At 71.6% G+C, this 14,255-nt stretch carries 12 protein-coding genes; 7 read left to right on the top strand and 5 right to left on the bottom strand.

The window, feature by feature from the left end; all coding sequences use genetic code 11:
- A partial coding sequence (locus tag ACZ52C_RS07870) for a hypothetical protein (RefSeq protein ID WP_469073908.1) occupies positions 1 to 235 on the bottom strand: 235 nt, incomplete at its 3' end.
- A 296-nt stretch (positions 236 to 531) separates the two neighbouring features.
- Between ACZ52C_RS07870 and guaA the strand changes: the two genes are divergently transcribed.
- Positions 532 to 2,112: a glutamine-hydrolyzing GMP synthase gene (guaA, locus tag ACZ52C_RS07865; protein WP_469073907.1), complete on the top strand. Its 1,581-nt coding sequence runs from the start codon at positions 532 to 534 to the stop codon at positions 2,110 to 2,112.
- A gap of 50 nt (positions 2,113 to 2,162) precedes the next feature.
- On the opposite strand, the gene ACZ52C_RS07860 is transcribed toward guaA, so the two are convergent.
- Entirely contained in the window at positions 2,163 to 2,645 is a 483-nt protein-coding gene (locus ACZ52C_RS07860) for a pyridoxamine 5'-phosphate oxidase family protein (RefSeq protein WP_469073906.1), read from the bottom strand.
- Between the two features lie 209 nt (positions 2,646 to 2,854).
- On the opposite strand from ACZ52C_RS07860, the gene ACZ52C_RS07855 reads away from it, so the two are divergent.
- Positions 2,855 to 3,649: a class II aldolase/adducin family protein gene (locus ACZ52C_RS07855; protein WP_469073905.1), complete on the top strand. Its 795-nt coding sequence runs from the start codon at positions 2,855 to 2,857 to the stop codon at positions 3,647 to 3,649.
- A 128-nt stretch (positions 3,650 to 3,777) separates the two neighbouring features.
- Here ACZ52C_RS07855 and ACZ52C_RS07850 read toward each other — a convergent pair whose 3' ends face one another.
- Positions 3,778 to 4,671 carry a DUF4429 domain-containing protein gene (locus tag ACZ52C_RS07850; protein ID WP_469073904.1) on the bottom strand — a complete coding sequence of 298 codons (894 nt, stop codon included), beginning with the start codon at positions 4,669 to 4,671 and terminating at the stop codon, positions 3,778 to 3,780.
- A gap of 367 nt (positions 4,672 to 5,038) precedes the next feature.
- On the opposite strand from ACZ52C_RS07850, the gene ACZ52C_RS07845 reads away from it, so the two are divergent.
- Together ACZ52C_RS07845 and ACZ52C_RS07840 are read left to right on the top strand one after the other, a co-directional pair.
- On the top strand, positions 5,039 to 6,319 hold the full coding sequence (locus tag ACZ52C_RS07845) for a hypothetical protein (RefSeq protein WP_469073903.1): 1,281 nt from the start codon (positions 5,039 to 5,041) through the stop codon (positions 6,317 to 6,319).
- A 676-nt stretch (positions 6,320 to 6,995) separates the two neighbouring features.
- Positions 6,996 to 7,541: a DoxX family protein gene (locus ACZ52C_RS07840; RefSeq protein WP_469073902.1), complete on the top strand. Its 546-nt coding sequence runs from the start codon at positions 6,996 to 6,998 to the stop codon at positions 7,539 to 7,541.
- 601 nt (positions 7,542 to 8,142) lie between these two features.
- Here ACZ52C_RS07840 and ACZ52C_RS07835 read toward each other — a convergent pair.
- Positions 8,143 to 9,744 carry a PspC domain-containing protein gene (locus ACZ52C_RS07835; protein ID WP_469073901.1) on the bottom strand — a complete coding sequence of 534 codons (1,602 nt, stop codon included), beginning with the start codon at positions 9,742 to 9,744 and terminating at the stop codon, positions 8,143 to 8,145.
- 167 nt (positions 9,745 to 9,911) lie between these two features.
- Between ACZ52C_RS07835 and ACZ52C_RS07830 the strand changes: the two genes are divergently transcribed.
- Together ACZ52C_RS07830 and ACZ52C_RS07825 are read left to right on the top strand one after the other, a co-directional pair.
- Positions 9,912 to 11,201 (top strand): PspC domain-containing protein, encoded by a 1,290-nt coding sequence (locus tag ACZ52C_RS07830; protein ID WP_469073900.1) that lies wholly within the window; start codon positions 9,912 to 9,914, stop codon positions 11,199 to 11,201.
- A gap of 152 nt (positions 11,202 to 11,353) precedes the next feature.
- Positions 11,354 to 12,100 (top strand): LuxR C-terminal-related transcriptional regulator, encoded by a 747-nt coding sequence (locus ACZ52C_RS07825; RefSeq protein WP_469074173.1) that lies wholly within the window; start codon positions 11,354 to 11,356, stop codon positions 12,098 to 12,100.
- A 228-nt stretch (positions 12,101 to 12,328) separates the two neighbouring features.
- On the opposite strand, the gene ACZ52C_RS07820 is transcribed toward ACZ52C_RS07825, so the two are convergent.
- On the bottom strand, positions 12,329 to 13,408 hold the full coding sequence (locus ACZ52C_RS07820; RefSeq protein WP_469073899.1) for an NlpC/P60 family protein: 1,080 nt from the start codon (positions 13,406 to 13,408) through the stop codon (positions 12,329 to 12,331).
- A gap of 481 nt (positions 13,409 to 13,889) precedes the next feature.
- Here ACZ52C_RS07820 and ACZ52C_RS07815 point away from each other — a divergent pair, with 481 nt between their 5' ends.
- Positions 13,890 to 14,243, top strand: a complete 354-nt coding sequence (locus tag ACZ52C_RS07815) for a hypothetical protein (RefSeq protein ID WP_469073898.1) — start codon at positions 13,890 to 13,892, stop codon at positions 14,241 to 14,243.
- Positions 14,244 to 14,255: the final 12 nt, after the last annotated feature.

Raw genomic sequence — 14,255 nt, 5'->3', positions numbered from 1 at the left:
CCTGCCGCCTTGCCCCGGCCTGGTCCGCGTCGTCCCACCCGGCGTCCCGGCGCGCGTCCTGCCGCCTTGCCCCGGCCTGGTCCGCGTCGTCCCACCCGGCGTCCCGGCGCGCGTCCTGCCGCCTTGCCCCGGCCTGGTCCGCGTCGTCCCACCCCGCCTCCTCCAGACCCGGCCGGGCCTTCCGCCCCGCCCCCGGCACCGCCGCGCCGCTCACCGTCGCTTCCGCGCTGCCCACGGCCCCGCCCGCTCCGCCCAGGGTCCTGCTCGGCCGTCGATCGGCCTGTTTGGCCCCACGGCCCCGTCGGCGCCCCCTCGCGGGACTTGCCCCCCATGCTGCTTCGCCCCCGCCGACCGCGAGGCTTTCGCGCCGCCCCCGCCACCGCGAGGCCGCACCCTGCCGCATTCACCCCCCAGAGACTCGCTTGCCTCGTCGGGGCCCGGGGCGGAGCCTTCGGTGGGCCCACGTCATGTGTGGGCGCCCCGGTAGACTCGGACCACACAGACCCCCGCCCAACCGCCGGAAGGCACCCCGTGTCATCAGCGAACCCCGCTGCCGCCGCACCCGACACCGTCCTGGTCGTCGACTTCGGCGCCCAGTACGCCCAGCTCATCGCCCGACGGGTCCGCGAGGCCCGGGTCTACAGCGAGATCGTGCCGAGCACCATGCCGGTCGCGGAGATGCTCGCCAAGAACCCGGCGGCGATCATCCTCTCCGGCGGCCCCTCCTCGGTCTACGCCGAGGGCGCCCCCCGCCTCGACCGCGAACTCTTCGAGGCCGGCGTCCCCGTCTTCGGCATGTGCTACGGCTTCCAGCTGATGGCCACCACCCTCGGCGGCACCGTCGACAACACGGGCGCGCGCGAGTACGGCCGTACGCCCCTCCACGTCTCCAAGTCCGGCAGCACCCTCTTCGAGGGCACCCCCGACGAGCAGTCCGTCTGGATGTCCCACGGCGACGCCTGCTCCGCCGCCCCCGAGGGCTTCACCGTCACGGCCTCCACCGACGTCGTCCCGGTCGCCGCCTTCGAGAACGACGAGAAGAAGCTGTACGGCGTCCAGTACCACCCGGAGGTCATGCACTCCACGCACGGCCAGCAGGTTCTGGAGCACTTCCTCTACCGGGGCGCGGGCCTCACCCCCAGCTGGACCACCGGCAATGTCATCGAGGAGCAGGTCGAGGCCATCCGCGAGCTGGTCGGCGACAAGCGCGCGATCTGCGGTCTCTCCGGCGGTGTGGACTCCGCGGTCGCCGCGGCCCTCGTCCAGAAGGCCATCGGCTCCCAGCTGACCTGCGTCTACGTCGACCACGGCCTCATGCGCAAGAACGAGACCGAGCAGGTCGAGAAGGACTTCGTCGCCGCGACCGGCGTCCAGCTGAAGGTCGTCGACGCCGAGGAACGCTTCCTGAAGGCGCTCGCCGGGGTCTCCGACCCCGAGCAGAAGCGGAAGATCATCGGCCGCGAGTTCATCCGCGTCTTCGAGCAGGCCCAGGCGGAGATCATCGCCGACGAGGGCCCCGAGGTTGCCTTCCTGGTCCAGGGCACCCTCTACCCGGACGTCGTCGAGTCCGGCGGCGGCACCGGCACGGCCAACATCAAGTCCCACCACAACGTGGGCGGCCTGCCGGAAGACCTCGAGTTCCAGCTGATCGAGCCGCTGCGCAAGCTGTTCAAGGACGAGGTCCGGATGGTCGGCCAGGAGCTGGGTCTCCCGGAGGAGATCGTCCAGCGCCAGCCGTTCCCCGGCCCCGGCCTCGGCATCCGGATCGTCGGCGAGGTCACCAAGGACCGCCTCGACCTGCTCCGCGAGGCCGACGCCATCGCCCGCGAGGAGCTGACGGCCGCCGGTCTCGACCGCGACATCTGGCAGTGCCCGGTGGTGCTGCTGGCGGACGTCCGGTCCGTCGGCGTCCAGGGCGACGGCCGCACCTACGGCCACCCGATCGTCCTGCGCCCGGTCTCCTCCGAGGACGCCATGACCGCCGACTGGTCCCGGCTGCCGTACGACGTCCTCGCGAAGATCTCCACCCGCATCACCAACGAGGTCGCCGACGTCAACCGCGTCGTCCTCGACGTGACGAGCAAGCCGCCGGGCACCATCGAGTGGGAGTGAGCGTCCCCCTGCGTGAGGCGTGAGGCGTGAGGCGTGAGGCGTGAGCGGGCTCAGGTCCGCTTGAGGGTCCGCACCGGCCCTCCGGGCTTCCAGACCTGGACGACCAGGTACTTCTCGTCCTCGACATAGGTCCGCACGACCTCCGTCAGCTCGGTGCGGAAGAGGTGGAACGGCTCCGGCGGTTCCACCTCTTCGCCGTACGCGGCCTTCACAGCGGGATCCTCGACCTCGACCGCCCGCCCGCTCACCCGGACGTCCCCGCCCCCCATCTCCGTGCCCGGCCCGGGGTTGGCCTGCAACGCGAAGCGGGAATCGCGGCGCAGATCGAGCGCCTTGAGCGAGTCGGGCATCATGCCCAACCACAGCTCCCCCCGCCTGAACCGGACCTCCAGCCCGGTCGTACGCGGCGAGCCGTCCCTGCGGAGGGTGGCGAGGACGTGGTGGGTGAAGGCCCCGAACCGCGCCTCGACCGTCTGTGCGAGTTCGGGTTCGGCGGCGACGAAGGCGCCCCAGTTCGAAAGATTCTCCGGCATACGTCGAGTCTCGCGCGGATACCCGACAACCACTGTCCGGTTACCCGGAGCAACGGCACGGAACAGTCTGACCCGAGCAGAGTGTGCACAGCTGGCGCGTTTCTGTGACTTGCGTAACGGTTGCGCACTCTCTTCACGGAACGGGCCTGTTCCGTAGGGAGGACCGACGGTAACTTCCGATTCGTAAAGGAAGTCACTCTGGAGGACACATGCACGGGCCCACACCGCCCCTGCCCCTACCCACCGACCAGCTCCGGTTCGCCATGCCGCCGATGCACGAGACGGTGGAGGACGAACGGCGGCACCGCAAGGAACGGCTGGCCGGGGCCTTGCGGATCTTCGGGCGCATGGGGTTCGAGGAGGGGGTCTCGGGACACATCACCGCGCGCGACCCGGAGTTCAGCGACTGCTTCTGGGTCAATCCGTTCGGGATGCCCTTCAAGCACGTCACGGTGAGTGACCTGGTCCTCGCCAACCAGGACGGCCAGGTGATCGAGGGCCGCTACCACGTGAACCAGGCCGCGTTCACCGTCCACGCCCAGGTGCACGCCGCCCGCCCCGATGTCGTCGCCGTCGCCCACTGTCACTCCGTGCACGGCCGCGCCCTCTCCGCCCTCGGCGAGCTGCTCGACCCGATCAGCCAGGAGTCCTGCGCCTTCTACGAGGACCAGGCGCTCTACGACCACTACACGGGTGTCGCCGTGGACGCGGACGAGGGCCGCCGCATCGCCGGCGTCCTCGGCAGCCGCAAGGCCCTGGTCCTGCGCAACCACGGGCTGCTGACGGTCGGGGACTCGGTCGACGCGGCGGCCTGGTGGTTCCTGTCCATGGAACGCTCGGCCCAGGTCCAGCTCACCGCGAAGGCGGCGGGCCGCCCCCTGCTCATCGAACACCGGCTGGCCGTCGCGACCCGGGAACAGGCCGGCGGCGACCTGGTGGCATGGATCAACTACCAGCCGCTGTGGCAAGACATCAGCCGCAGCGAGCCGGACCTCCTGAGTTGACCGGACCTGCTGAGACCGAGCCTGCTGGGACCGGGCCTGCTGAGACCGGGCCCGGTGAGCTGACCGGGCCTGCTGAGCCGGGGAGGGCACGGCCGGAGGGGCCCGGGAGCCCGCCGTACCGCGGGCCGTCAGAAGTCGCGCAGCACCGCCGCCTTGGTGGCGGCGAACTCCTCGTCCGTGAGAACGCCGTCGCGGTGCAGCTCACCGAGTTCGCGGAGCCGGCGCAGGAGGGTGTCATGGTGGTCAAAGGCCGGAGGCTCTGCCGTGACGCCCCCGGCCTCCGGCCCCGACCGGTCCGCGTGGCCGTTCACCCGTGTCGACGGATGGGGGAGCCGCGCAGTGACCGCCGTCGCGACGAGAGCCGTGAGCAGGTCGCGTCGCGTACTGCCCCACAGGTCGAGGGCGAACGGGTCCCGCTCCGGCGGCAGCTTCGAGAAGACGGTCTCGCGCGTCACGAACCGCAGGAAACCGTCCTCGTAGCCGGAGTTCGGCAACCACTCCACCTGCACCAGCTCACCGACGTCGATGATCCGCGGGCCGGTCGCGCGCTTGACCCGGTCGGAGGTGTCGTTCCAGTCGATCCGCACCCGCGTCCCGTCGAACGACACCGTGCCGTCACTGGACCGCACCGACACCGGCACGGGCGGACCCGGCAGCAGATAGGCCCTGGCCGGCTCCTTCGGCGTCTGCTCCAGCAGCATCGACTGCCGTATCTCCTCGGCCACGTACTCAGCGATCCCCGACCGGTCGACATCGACCGTCAGCCGGTACGGGTCGGCCGCGTCCGGCAGCCGCCCACCCGTGGCCTGCAACAGCGGATCACTGCCCTCGCGCAGCCGCAACCGCAGCCGCCCGCGCTTGCGTTCGGGTTCATAGACGACACCGGCCACCGCCTCCAGCGGCACCGCGATCTCCCCGTACGTCTGCCGGAACAGCGCCACGGAACGGTGCAGGCCCGGCGTGATCCGGACCGTGCTGCCGTCGAAGGCCCAGACGCCGTCGCGCTGGATGATCTCGGCCATACGAGGATTCTCCCAGCCGGGTCAACACGGGCACCGGAACTTCACCCCGCGCCTCCCACGCACGGAGTGGCCCTGCCGAATGCGGGCCGTGTTCCATACGGCACAATTCGCTGTCATCGCAGGGCAGTTGTACCGCCGCACGGCTGTGGTAGTGAGCGGACGTACGTACGACACCGCTCGACGGCGGTATCGACGCAGCAGTAACAGCGGCAGCAACAGCAGGACGAGGGCGGCTGTCATCACTCTCACGGCTGGGGCGGTGACAGCAGTGCTGGCAGATGGCAATGACGGTGGCAGCGAATGCCGAAGTATGCGGACGGGAGCGCGGGAGCGCCCACGGACGCGGCGTGGGAAGGCGGGCTCGGGCGTGGCGGTGCAGGAGGCGAGAGGGGGCATGGGCGCGGGCGCCCATGAAGGCGGGTGCACGTGCGGGGACTGCCCGCACGGGGCGCGCGCGGGACACCGGCGCGCGGTCGCCGAGTTCCTGCTGAAGCGGGAGGAGTTCGCGTCGGGGCAGGGACTGCCGGCGGCCGTCGCGCACTCCGCGTCCGCCTCCCGCCAGTGGGTCTCCGACGAACTCACCCAGTCCGCTGCCCTCGTCGCCGAACGCGGCCGGGTCGAGGGCGAGGCCTGGCTGGCCCGCCTGTGGCTGCGCACGGCCGTCGTCGTCTGGGCCGCCGTCGTCACCCTCCTCCTCGTCCAGTCCCTCACCGCGATCGGCGCGGGCTGGACGACGGCCCGCACCGCCGGCCTGCTCGCCGCCCTGCTGGTCGCCGCGGCGCTGACGGGCGCCGGCTATCTGCACCGGGCGCGCGGCGGTGCCCTCGCCCCGGTCATCGGCGAGGACAACCGTCTCTCCACCTCCCGCGCGATCGCCGCCGGCTGGGTGCTCTTCGTCGTCTTCGCGGTCCTCGTCCTCGTCGGCCGCCTCGCCGCGGCCTCCGACCACGGCGAACGCGACGCCCTCATCGCCGGCCTCGACCTCGCCCGCGGCGCCGGCATCGTGACCGTCCTCGCCGTCGTCTGCGGCATCGCCGTCCTGGTCCGCCGGGTGGTCGGCCTCCGCGTCCTCGCCCAACGCCTCCAGAAGGTCCGCGCCCACCGCCCCCGCGCCGCCGACCTCCTCACCGACGACTCCGGCCGCGGCAGTTTCAGCGACATCCAGTACGTGATCATCTGCACCGTCGCCCTCGCCTTCGCGGCGGTCCGCCTCGCCCGCCGCCCCGACCAACTCCCCGACCTTCCCTGGGGCCTGGCCCTCCTCGTCCTGGTCTCGGCGGCCACCTACGTCGCCGGCAAGTACGCCGAGGGCGGCCGCCCCGTCATCCTCTCCGTCGTCCGCGCCCGCGAGGCCGGCGACCTCGACGCCCCCATCCGCAACGGCGACGACATCGAGATCCGCGGCTCCGGCTTCGTCCCACCCGGCGCCCAGACCGCCGACCACCTCTCCCGCATGGTCGTCCGCATCGGCCCCGTCCACGTCCACGTCCCCCTCGTCCCCGTCACCGGCGGCTTCAGCAACCCCACCGACGCCGTCCTCACCGCCCCCGTCCCCGCCGACGTCGAACCCGGCAAGGTCGAAGTCCAGGTCGTCACAGCAGCGGGCGTCGAAACCAACCGCTACACGATCGAGGTCTCGGCGGACTGATCGCTGATCGCGGGCGACCCCCTGGGGGTGCGGGGGAGGTCGGCCGACTGTCGCTTGGTGAGAAGGGCATTGGTTCGGCGGCCGGTTGTAAGGGCTCGGGGAGGGGGGTCGGTTGTGGGCTGGCGGGCTTGGCTGATGGGCTCGTGGGACCGGGGTGAGCGCGGCCGTGGGGGCGGGAAACCGGGTCGGTCATCGGCTGGTCGGCGTTCAGGAACCGAGGTTCGGGGCTGGGGCGACGGTAGTTGTGGGCTGGCCCGGCCTGGGAGACGGGACGACCGCGACGGGTGCGGCGCGGCATGACGGGCGGCCGACGGCCGACGGTGGTTCAGGGGGCTGGGAGCCCCGGCGCATACAGACCCGCCCCTCAGGATGCGGCCGACGCGCGCCCGCTGGCGCGGGTGCCAAGGCGTCGGGGCGGGACGAAGCCGTGGGCGTGCCGACCACCCCGGGCCGGTAGCGCACACGTGCGGGCGGGGTCGAAGGGGCGCAGCCCCTCGGGAGGGGACGGGTAGGGCCGGCGGGGGCGAGACAGTCACCCGGGACCACCCCCTGCACCACCCCCGACAAGGCACTCCGACCCGGAAAAACACGCCCGAACCATTGAGCACCCCCACCCCTCTGAACGTATCGTCTGTTGAGGGGTCAACGGCACGGCGGACAAGAGGCGGCGCAGACCATGACTCACGACATTCGCTCGGACTCCCACACCCCCTATTACGACGGCGGCCCCGACTGGCGTGACACCGCCACCCGCTACGCCCTGCTCCCCCTACGCCTCTTCCTCGCTGTCACCTTCATCTACGCGGGCTTGGACAAACTCACCGACAGCGCGTTCATGGCGGCCTCCGGTTCCGGCTCCATCGGCGACATGATGAGCGCCGCCCGAGACTCCTCCGCCATCCCCGCCATGATCGACATGGCCCTGAACAACCCCGTCGGCTTCGGCTACGCCATCGCCATCGGCGAACTCGCCGTCGGCATCGGCACCCTCCTCGGCTTCCTCACCCGCCTCGCCGCCTTCGGTGGAGCCCTGATCTCCCTGAGCCTCTGGCTCACGGTCAGCTGGTCGGCATCCCCGTACTACTACGGCAATGACCTCCCCTATCTCATGGCCTGGATCCCCCTGATCCTCGCTGGGGCCCCGGTCCTCTCCCTGGACGCCGCCATCCACTCCCGCCGCCGAGGCGGCACCAGCAGGCACCGCGCGGGCGCCTACCACTGAGCCCCACAACGCCCCGCCACACCCGCCCCGAGCGCCCGCCGCGCACTCACCGCCCCCAGTCGGCGCCGCCCCAGCCGGCACCGCAGCCCAACCGGCGCACGGCCCAACTGGCCCACGGGCTCCCTACCATCACAGCGCAGCCAGCGCGGCGGGCGATGGGCACAGCGACCTAGCCGTCCGCCGTTTCAGGTCCCCCTCGCCGCTCCTCTGCCGGTCCTCGACCGCGCCGGCTCCCGCCCGCCAGTCCTCGACCGCGTCGGCTCCCGCCCGGCGGTGCTCAGCGCGCCGGCTCCCGCCCGGCGGTCCTCAGCCGCGCCCGTCCCTCCCCACCGACCCGCCCACTCCCGTCGCTCCCGGCGGCTCCGCAGATCCTCCCTGACCCGTCGCCCCCATCGCCCCCTTCGCTCCCATCCGCCCCGCGCCCCGCCTCCCCCGTATCGCATGGTCCAGGGAAGCCACCGCCCCCGCGAGGCACAGCCCTCCGACCACGAGCGGTATCACCACGAACCAGGGGGTCTCCCACGTACCCGCCGCATCGCCGAGGTACACAACACCGGCGCCCGTGAGGAAGAGGCCGGCGACGAGGTTCCCCGGACGGAACTCATGCCGCAGCACGGGCCACCTCCGCCTGTCCCAGACCGACTTCCAGGTCGATGGTGAGCGTCCCGCCGGTGCCCGCGCCCTTCTCGGGGGCCAGCGTCAGCCGGTCTCTCTTGTCCGGTGCCACGTCCACGTCCTCCTTGTCGTCACCCGGCAACTGGATGTCGCCCAGACCCACTTCGATGTCGAGCCGCACGGTCACGTCCGGTGGAACCACCACCTTCACCTTGCCCGCGCCCACCTCCACGCGCGTGGTCAGCGACTTTCCCTTCGGTATGTCCACCCCGGACAGGTCCAGCGTGCCCACGCCGGTCCCCAGCTCGTACCGGGCGGCCACGCTCTCCGCGTTCCGCGGGGTCCATTTCGTACGGGCCCAGTCGGTGGTGATGTTCGACGGAAGCGCCGCCGTGCACGCCAGGAGGCCTGCCGTGACCACGGCCAGGAAGATCGAGCCCGCTCCCGTACGGCCGAGGAAGGCGCTGAAAGCTATGCCCAGACCGAGCACGGTCAGCGCGCAGGCCAGACCGGTCTGCAGGCTGGCGGCCAGGGTGCGGTCGTCCCAGGTGGCACTGGTACCGATGCCGCCGGCGACCAGCGCCAGAAGGAAGATCCAGCCGCCGATCCAGCGCGGCCCCCGCGGCTTCGGCGGGCGCGCGATACGTATGTCCTGGCGGGTGGGCCGCACGCCCCGGGCGATGTTGACGGCCGCTGCCATGTCCCGATCGCGGGCCTCCCACGGGCCCCACAGATAGCCCGTGCCGCCCACATGGGTGCCGTCCTTCACTATGGGGTCCCGCCACCACGAAGGGTAGGCGGAGGCCACGGGGGGTGCCTGGGCCTCCGGCGGGGCATCGGCCACCGCCTGCGCGGCCAGCGGATCGGGGTCGGGGGTGCCGCGGTGCTGCGACCAGTACCCCGCGCCGGCCAGGAGCAGGGAGACGACCACCGAGAAGGTCAGGACGGTGGTGTTGCTCAGCATGGTGAGGAAGACGCCGCAGCCGACCAGCGCGAAGAGCACGGCCGTGAGGCCATGGCCGTCGACCCGGCCGGTCAGCAGCTTGCGTACCTCGTTCTCCTCCTCGTCGTCGTACGCCACGAACAACCAGGCGAAGCCGTAGAAGAGGAGGCCGAGGCCACCGGTGAGAGAGAGAACCGCCAGCACCACGCGGAAGATCACCGGATCCATGTCGCACTGCCGTCCGAGCCCGGCACAGACACCGCCCAGCATCTTGTACCGCCGATCGCGGCGGAACCTGTGCGGGGCGCCGGGGCTACCGGCAGGATCATCAAGGCCGACGGCATCCGATCGACCTACATTCGATCGACCCGCGTCCGATCGACCCGCGTCCGATCGACCCGCGTCCGATCGGCCGGCGTCGGATCGACCCGTATCTGGTTGTTCCGCGTCCGATCGATCCGCGTGGGCGCCCGCGTCCGCCTGCGGGCCTGTGCCTGCGCGCGCACCCGCGCCCCCGCGCGCGCGCGGCTCCCGCGAGCCCGTGCCCGGTGGGGGCGCGGCGTCCTGCGGCTCAGTGCTGGGCCGCAGGCCGTTCGGACCCGAGCTGGGGCCCGGCTCCGCTGCCGCGTCGTGGTGATCCGTCATGCGTCCATCGTGACCGCCGAGCCGGTCCGATGGCAGTCGGGATGACCCTGGTCGAACCCTGATATCCGCTTGGGGGAAGCGTTCGATCACGCCTGCGTCGAAGATCAGGGGCGTCTCGGGGGTCGACCCTGATGCCTGGCTCCACCATGCGTGTGAACATCGATGGCATGCCGGAAGCCGCAGCACAGCCAGTCGACACTCCGCGGCCCCCGCGCAAGCTCTACCGCAGCAGCGACGGACGCTGGCTCGGAGGCGTGGCGCGAGGGCTAGCCGGACATCTCGGCCTGCCTGTGACCTGGGTGCGGCTCGTGTTCGCCGGCCTGTTCCTGGCCGACGGCCTGGGTGCCCTCGTCTACGCGGCGTTCTGGTTCGTCGTCCCGCTCGGCGTGGGAGGCGTCGACAATCAGCGGCCTCCGGCGATCGCCACCGAGACCTCACCCGACGGCCGCCGTCGGCTCGTGGCCCGCAAGCCCGACCGCGGCCAGATAGTCGCCCTTCTCCTCATGGTCGTCGTGGCCATGGTCTTCGTCGGCAATGTGAACCTGGGGGAAGGCGCCCGGGCCTATCTCTGGCCGACCGTGCTCGTCGCCGCCGGCGTCGCCCTGGTCTGGCGCCAGGCGGACAACGCGCGGCGGGCCCGCTGGGCCGAGGTCGGCCGTCGTCGGCGCACGATCACACTGCTGCGCTCCGTGGCCGGTGTCCTGCTGGTCACCGCGGGGGTCTCGGGGATATTCGTCCTCCAGGGCTCGGCCGCCCACCTCGGCTCGGTCCTGCAAGCAGCGCTCGCGGTCCTCGTGGGCATATCGCTGCTGGCCGGACCGTACCTCGTCCGTATGACCCAGGACCTCTCCGAGGAGCGCCTGATGCGCATCCGCGCCCAGGAGCGCGCGGAGGTCGCCGCCCATGTCCACGACTCGGTGCTGCACACGCTGACGCTGATACAGCGGAACGCGGACAAGCCGAACGAGGTCCGCCGCCTCGCCCGCGCCCAGGAACGCGACCTGAGGAACTGGCTGTACAAGCCCGAGGGCACCGGAAAGGACGAGGACGACGAGCCCGACACCCTCGCCGAGGCCGTACGGCGGAACGCGGCGGAGGTCGAGGACAAACACGGCGTCCCCATAGAGGTGGTGGTCGTCGGCGACTGCCCCCTCGACGAGGGGCTGACCGCGCAGATGCAGGCCGCACGCGAGGCGATGGTGAACGCCGCCAAGTACGGTGGCGAGGGCGGCGCCGTGCAGGTCTTCGCCGAGGTCGAGGGAAGGACGGTTTTCGTGTCCGTCCGCGACCGCGGCCCAGGCTTCGACCTTGACGCGATACCCGCCGACCGCATGGGCGTCAGAGAATCGATCATCGGCCGCATGGAGCGCAACGGCGGCACGGCACGGCTCCGCGCCGTGCCGGACGGCGGCACGGAGGTCGAGCTGGAGATGGAGAGGGCGGAGACGACGTCATGAGTGACGCGAACGGGGCGAACGACCTTGCCGCACAGGGCGGTTCGGGCACAGCGCCGAACGAGGGCCAGGGCGGTTCGGCCACGCGGGGCACAGGTTCGCCCGAGAACCTGCCCGGCGGGCCCGACCGGCCGGCGGCGCCCGACCAACCCACCATGCCCGACCGCACCACCCCGTCTGCCGCCCCCGCCGCCCCCGCGGCATCCGGCGCGGCTGCCGCACCCGTGCCGACCGGGCCCGGTCGGCATGTCCGGGTCGTGCTGGTGGACGACCACCGCATGTTCCGTACGGGGGTGCAGGCCGAGATCGGGCAGACGGACCGTACGGGGGTGGAGGTGGTCGGCGAGGCCCCCGATGTCGATCAGGCGGTCTCGGTGATCACGAGCACGCGGCCCGAGGTGGTGCTTCTCGATGTGCACCTGCCCGGTGGCGGTGGTGTCGAAGTCCTGCGCCGCTGCTCGGCGTTGATGGCGGATGCTGAGCAGCCCGTCCGCTTCCTCGCCCTGTCCGTGTCGGACGCGGCGGAGGATGTGATCGGGGTGATCCGGGGTGGCGCGCGCGGCTATGTCACCAAGACGATCACCGGCTCCGACCTGGTCGACTCCATCTTCCGGGTTCAGGAGGGCGACGCGGTCTTCTCTCCCCGCCTGGCCGGCTTCGTCCTGGACGCCTTCGCCTCCACCGACGCCCCGCCCGTCGACGAGGACCTCGACCGTCTCACCCAGCGTGAGCGCGAGGTGCTGCGGCTCATCGCCCGTGGCTATGCGTACAAGGAGATCGCCAAGCAGCTCTACATCTCGGTGAAGACGGTGGAGTCCCATGTCTCCGCCGTCCTACGGAAGTTGCAGCTCTCCAACCGCCACGAGTTGACGAGATGGGCGACGGCACGCCGCCTGGTGTGAGGTCGGGGCGCCCCCGACGCCGACGTGCCGGTCGTGCGGCTGCCGGGGAGAGACGGCGTCGTAGGCGACGGCGGTTGCCGGGGCGGTGCGGTCCGCGTGGTCCCGCCGGCGATGGGCAGCCGCACGACCGGCACAGGGACGCCTCCCAACGGTCCCACTCGGGGCACCTGGCCAACGCCACCGCCCACCAACGCCACCGGCGACCGGCCACCCGGCACAGAGCCCCGCTCAAGCCACCCGCGTAGCCCCCACGTACGGCATCTCGTCCAGTGGTGCCACGCGTACCGGGGCCGAGGGGTTGGGGGCGTGGATCATCTGGCCGTTGCCGATGTAGATGCCCACGTGGCTGATGCCGGAGTAGAAGAAGACGAGGTCGCCGGGGCGGAGTTCGGAGCGGGCGATGCGGGGGCCGGCGTTGATCTGGGAGTAGGTGGTGCGGGGGAGGGAGACGCCGGCGGCGCGGTACGCGGCGAGGGTGAGGCCGGAGCAGTCGAAGGCGTTGGGGCCGGTGGCGCCCCAGACGTACGGGCTGCCGATCTTGGAGTACGCGTAGGAGACGGCAGCGGCGGCGCGGGAGTTGGGGGCGTCGGCCGTGGTGGAGGCGGGGGAGACGGGGCCGGAGAGGCTGCGCTGGGCCGTGGTGGAGGAGCGTGAGGCGTGTCCCGTGGTGCCGTCCCGGGAGTCGAAGCGGGTGCGGTCCTCGGTGGTGAGGCGGCCGAGCAGTTGACGGGCGTCGGTCAGTTTGGAGGTGACGGTTTTCTTGTGGCGTTTCAGTTCCGTCTGACGGGTCTTGAGCGTGCCCAGTTCGACGCGGGCGGCCCCGCGCAGCCGTTCGATCTCCAACAGCTGTTTCCGTACGCTCGCCACGTCCGCCGAGTGGCGGCTGCCGACGCGCTCGGCGAGGGCGGCGCCGTCCAGGTACTGGTCGGGATCGGCGGAGAGGGCGAGCTGCCAGGAGGGGTCGATGCCGCCGCCCCGGTACTGCGCCGCGGCTACCGAACCGAGTTCGTCACGGGCGGTGTTGAGCCGCTCGGTGCGGCGGGCGGCCTGGTCGCGCAGTTCCTCGAGGTTCTCCTGCGCCTTGTCGGCCTTCTCCTTCGCGCCGTTGTACTTCTCGGTCGCGACCTCGGCCTGCTGGTACAACTTGGCCACCTTCGCCCTGACCTGCTCCGGCGTGAGCTGGGGGTCGGCGTGCCCGGTGCCGTCGAAACCGGTCGCGGTCGCCGCGCCCGCGAGGGCGATCGTCGCGGCCGTGCGGGCCGTCTGGCCGCCGAGCGAGCGCTGTCTGGGCTTGCGGTGCGCTGCCACGTGGAGTCCACGTCCTCTCCGTACGACCGCCGTCCGCAGTACGAACATCGTCTGTCCGTACGGACCGCCTGGGGGGAGCGGTTACGCGTCCGGCGGCGGCCCGCACAGGGGGAGCGGGACGCCGCCGGACCTTTCTCGGCGGTGGTGGCCGACTGCCGCCCCTGGCCCGGGCGGCGGTGGGGAGCCGGTCACCTGAGGGAGGACGCTAAACCTGGCTGTGAGGGCTCGGTAACGCGTTGTACGGAAGTGGCGCGCACCGACAATGAGGTGACCGTATGTGACCGGAATCCTGGCCTGGCGCCGTCGACTTCACGCTGTGCGATGACCGATGCGACGATTTCGGACCGGGCGGGGGAAGGGCGGTGCTATGGAGCGCATATATGCAAGATCATTCGGGATCGTTCGGGGGCGCCGTTGGCGGTGTCCGGGAGGGCCCGCCCCGGTGCCCGAGGAGTCCCGGGCCCCTCATTAGGCTCCGCGCATGGACGTACTCATCCACATCCTCGTGGCCCTCCACATCATCGGCATCGCCTCCCTCCTGGGTGGGTTCCTCACCCAGATGAAGGCCATGGGGCAGGGCACCGCCCGCTTCGTCCCCGCCATGCTGCACGGCGCTCTCACCATGCTCGTGACGGGCATCCTCCTGGTCGGCCTCAACCAGGCCGACGACCAGCCCGTCAACAACATCAAGATCGGCATCAAGCTCGCCCTGCTGATCGTGATCCTCGGTCTGGTCTATGTGAAGCGCGACGAGGAGACGGTGGAGAAGCCGCTCTTCGCCCTGGTGGGCGCGCTGACCACGGCGAACGTCTTCATCGCGGTGCTCTGGACCTGAGAGGAGCCGCTC

It is taken from the genome of Streptomyces sp. NPDC034049, assembly GCF_055575575.1.
This window is presented reverse-complemented; position numbering and strand designations above follow the sequence as displayed.

Bases quoted from the DNA above. Each gene is read 5' to 3' on its own strand.
- ACZ52C_RS07860 (WP_469073906.1), bottom strand. From the start codon at position 2,645: ATGCCGGAGAATCTTTCGAACTGGGGCGCCTTCGTCGCCGCCGAACCC.
- ACZ52C_RS07855 (WP_469073905.1), top strand. From the start codon at position 2,855: ATGCACGGGCCCACACCGCCCCTGCCCCTACCCACCGACCAGCTCCGG.
- ACZ52C_RS07850 (WP_469073904.1), bottom strand. From the start codon at position 4,671: ATGGCCGAGATCATCCAGCGCGACGGCGTCTGGGCCTTCGACGGCAGC.
- ACZ52C_RS07840 (WP_469073902.1), top strand. From the start codon at position 6,996: ATGACTCACGACATTCGCTCGGACTCCCACACCCCCTATTACGACGGC.
- ACZ52C_RS07835 (WP_469073901.1), bottom strand. From the start codon at position 9,744: ATGACGGATCACCACGACGCGGCAGCGGAGCCGGGCCCCAGCTCGGGT.
- ACZ52C_RS07830 (WP_469073900.1), top strand. From the start codon at position 9,912: ATGCCGGAAGCCGCAGCACAGCCAGTCGACACTCCGCGGCCCCCGCGC.
- ACZ52C_RS07825 (WP_469074173.1), top strand. From the start codon at position 11,354: ATGCCCGACCGCACCACCCCGTCTGCCGCCCCCGCCGCCCCCGCGGCA.
- ACZ52C_RS07815 (WP_469073898.1), top strand. From the start codon at position 13,890: ATGGACGTACTCATCCACATCCTCGTGGCCCTCCACATCATCGGCATC.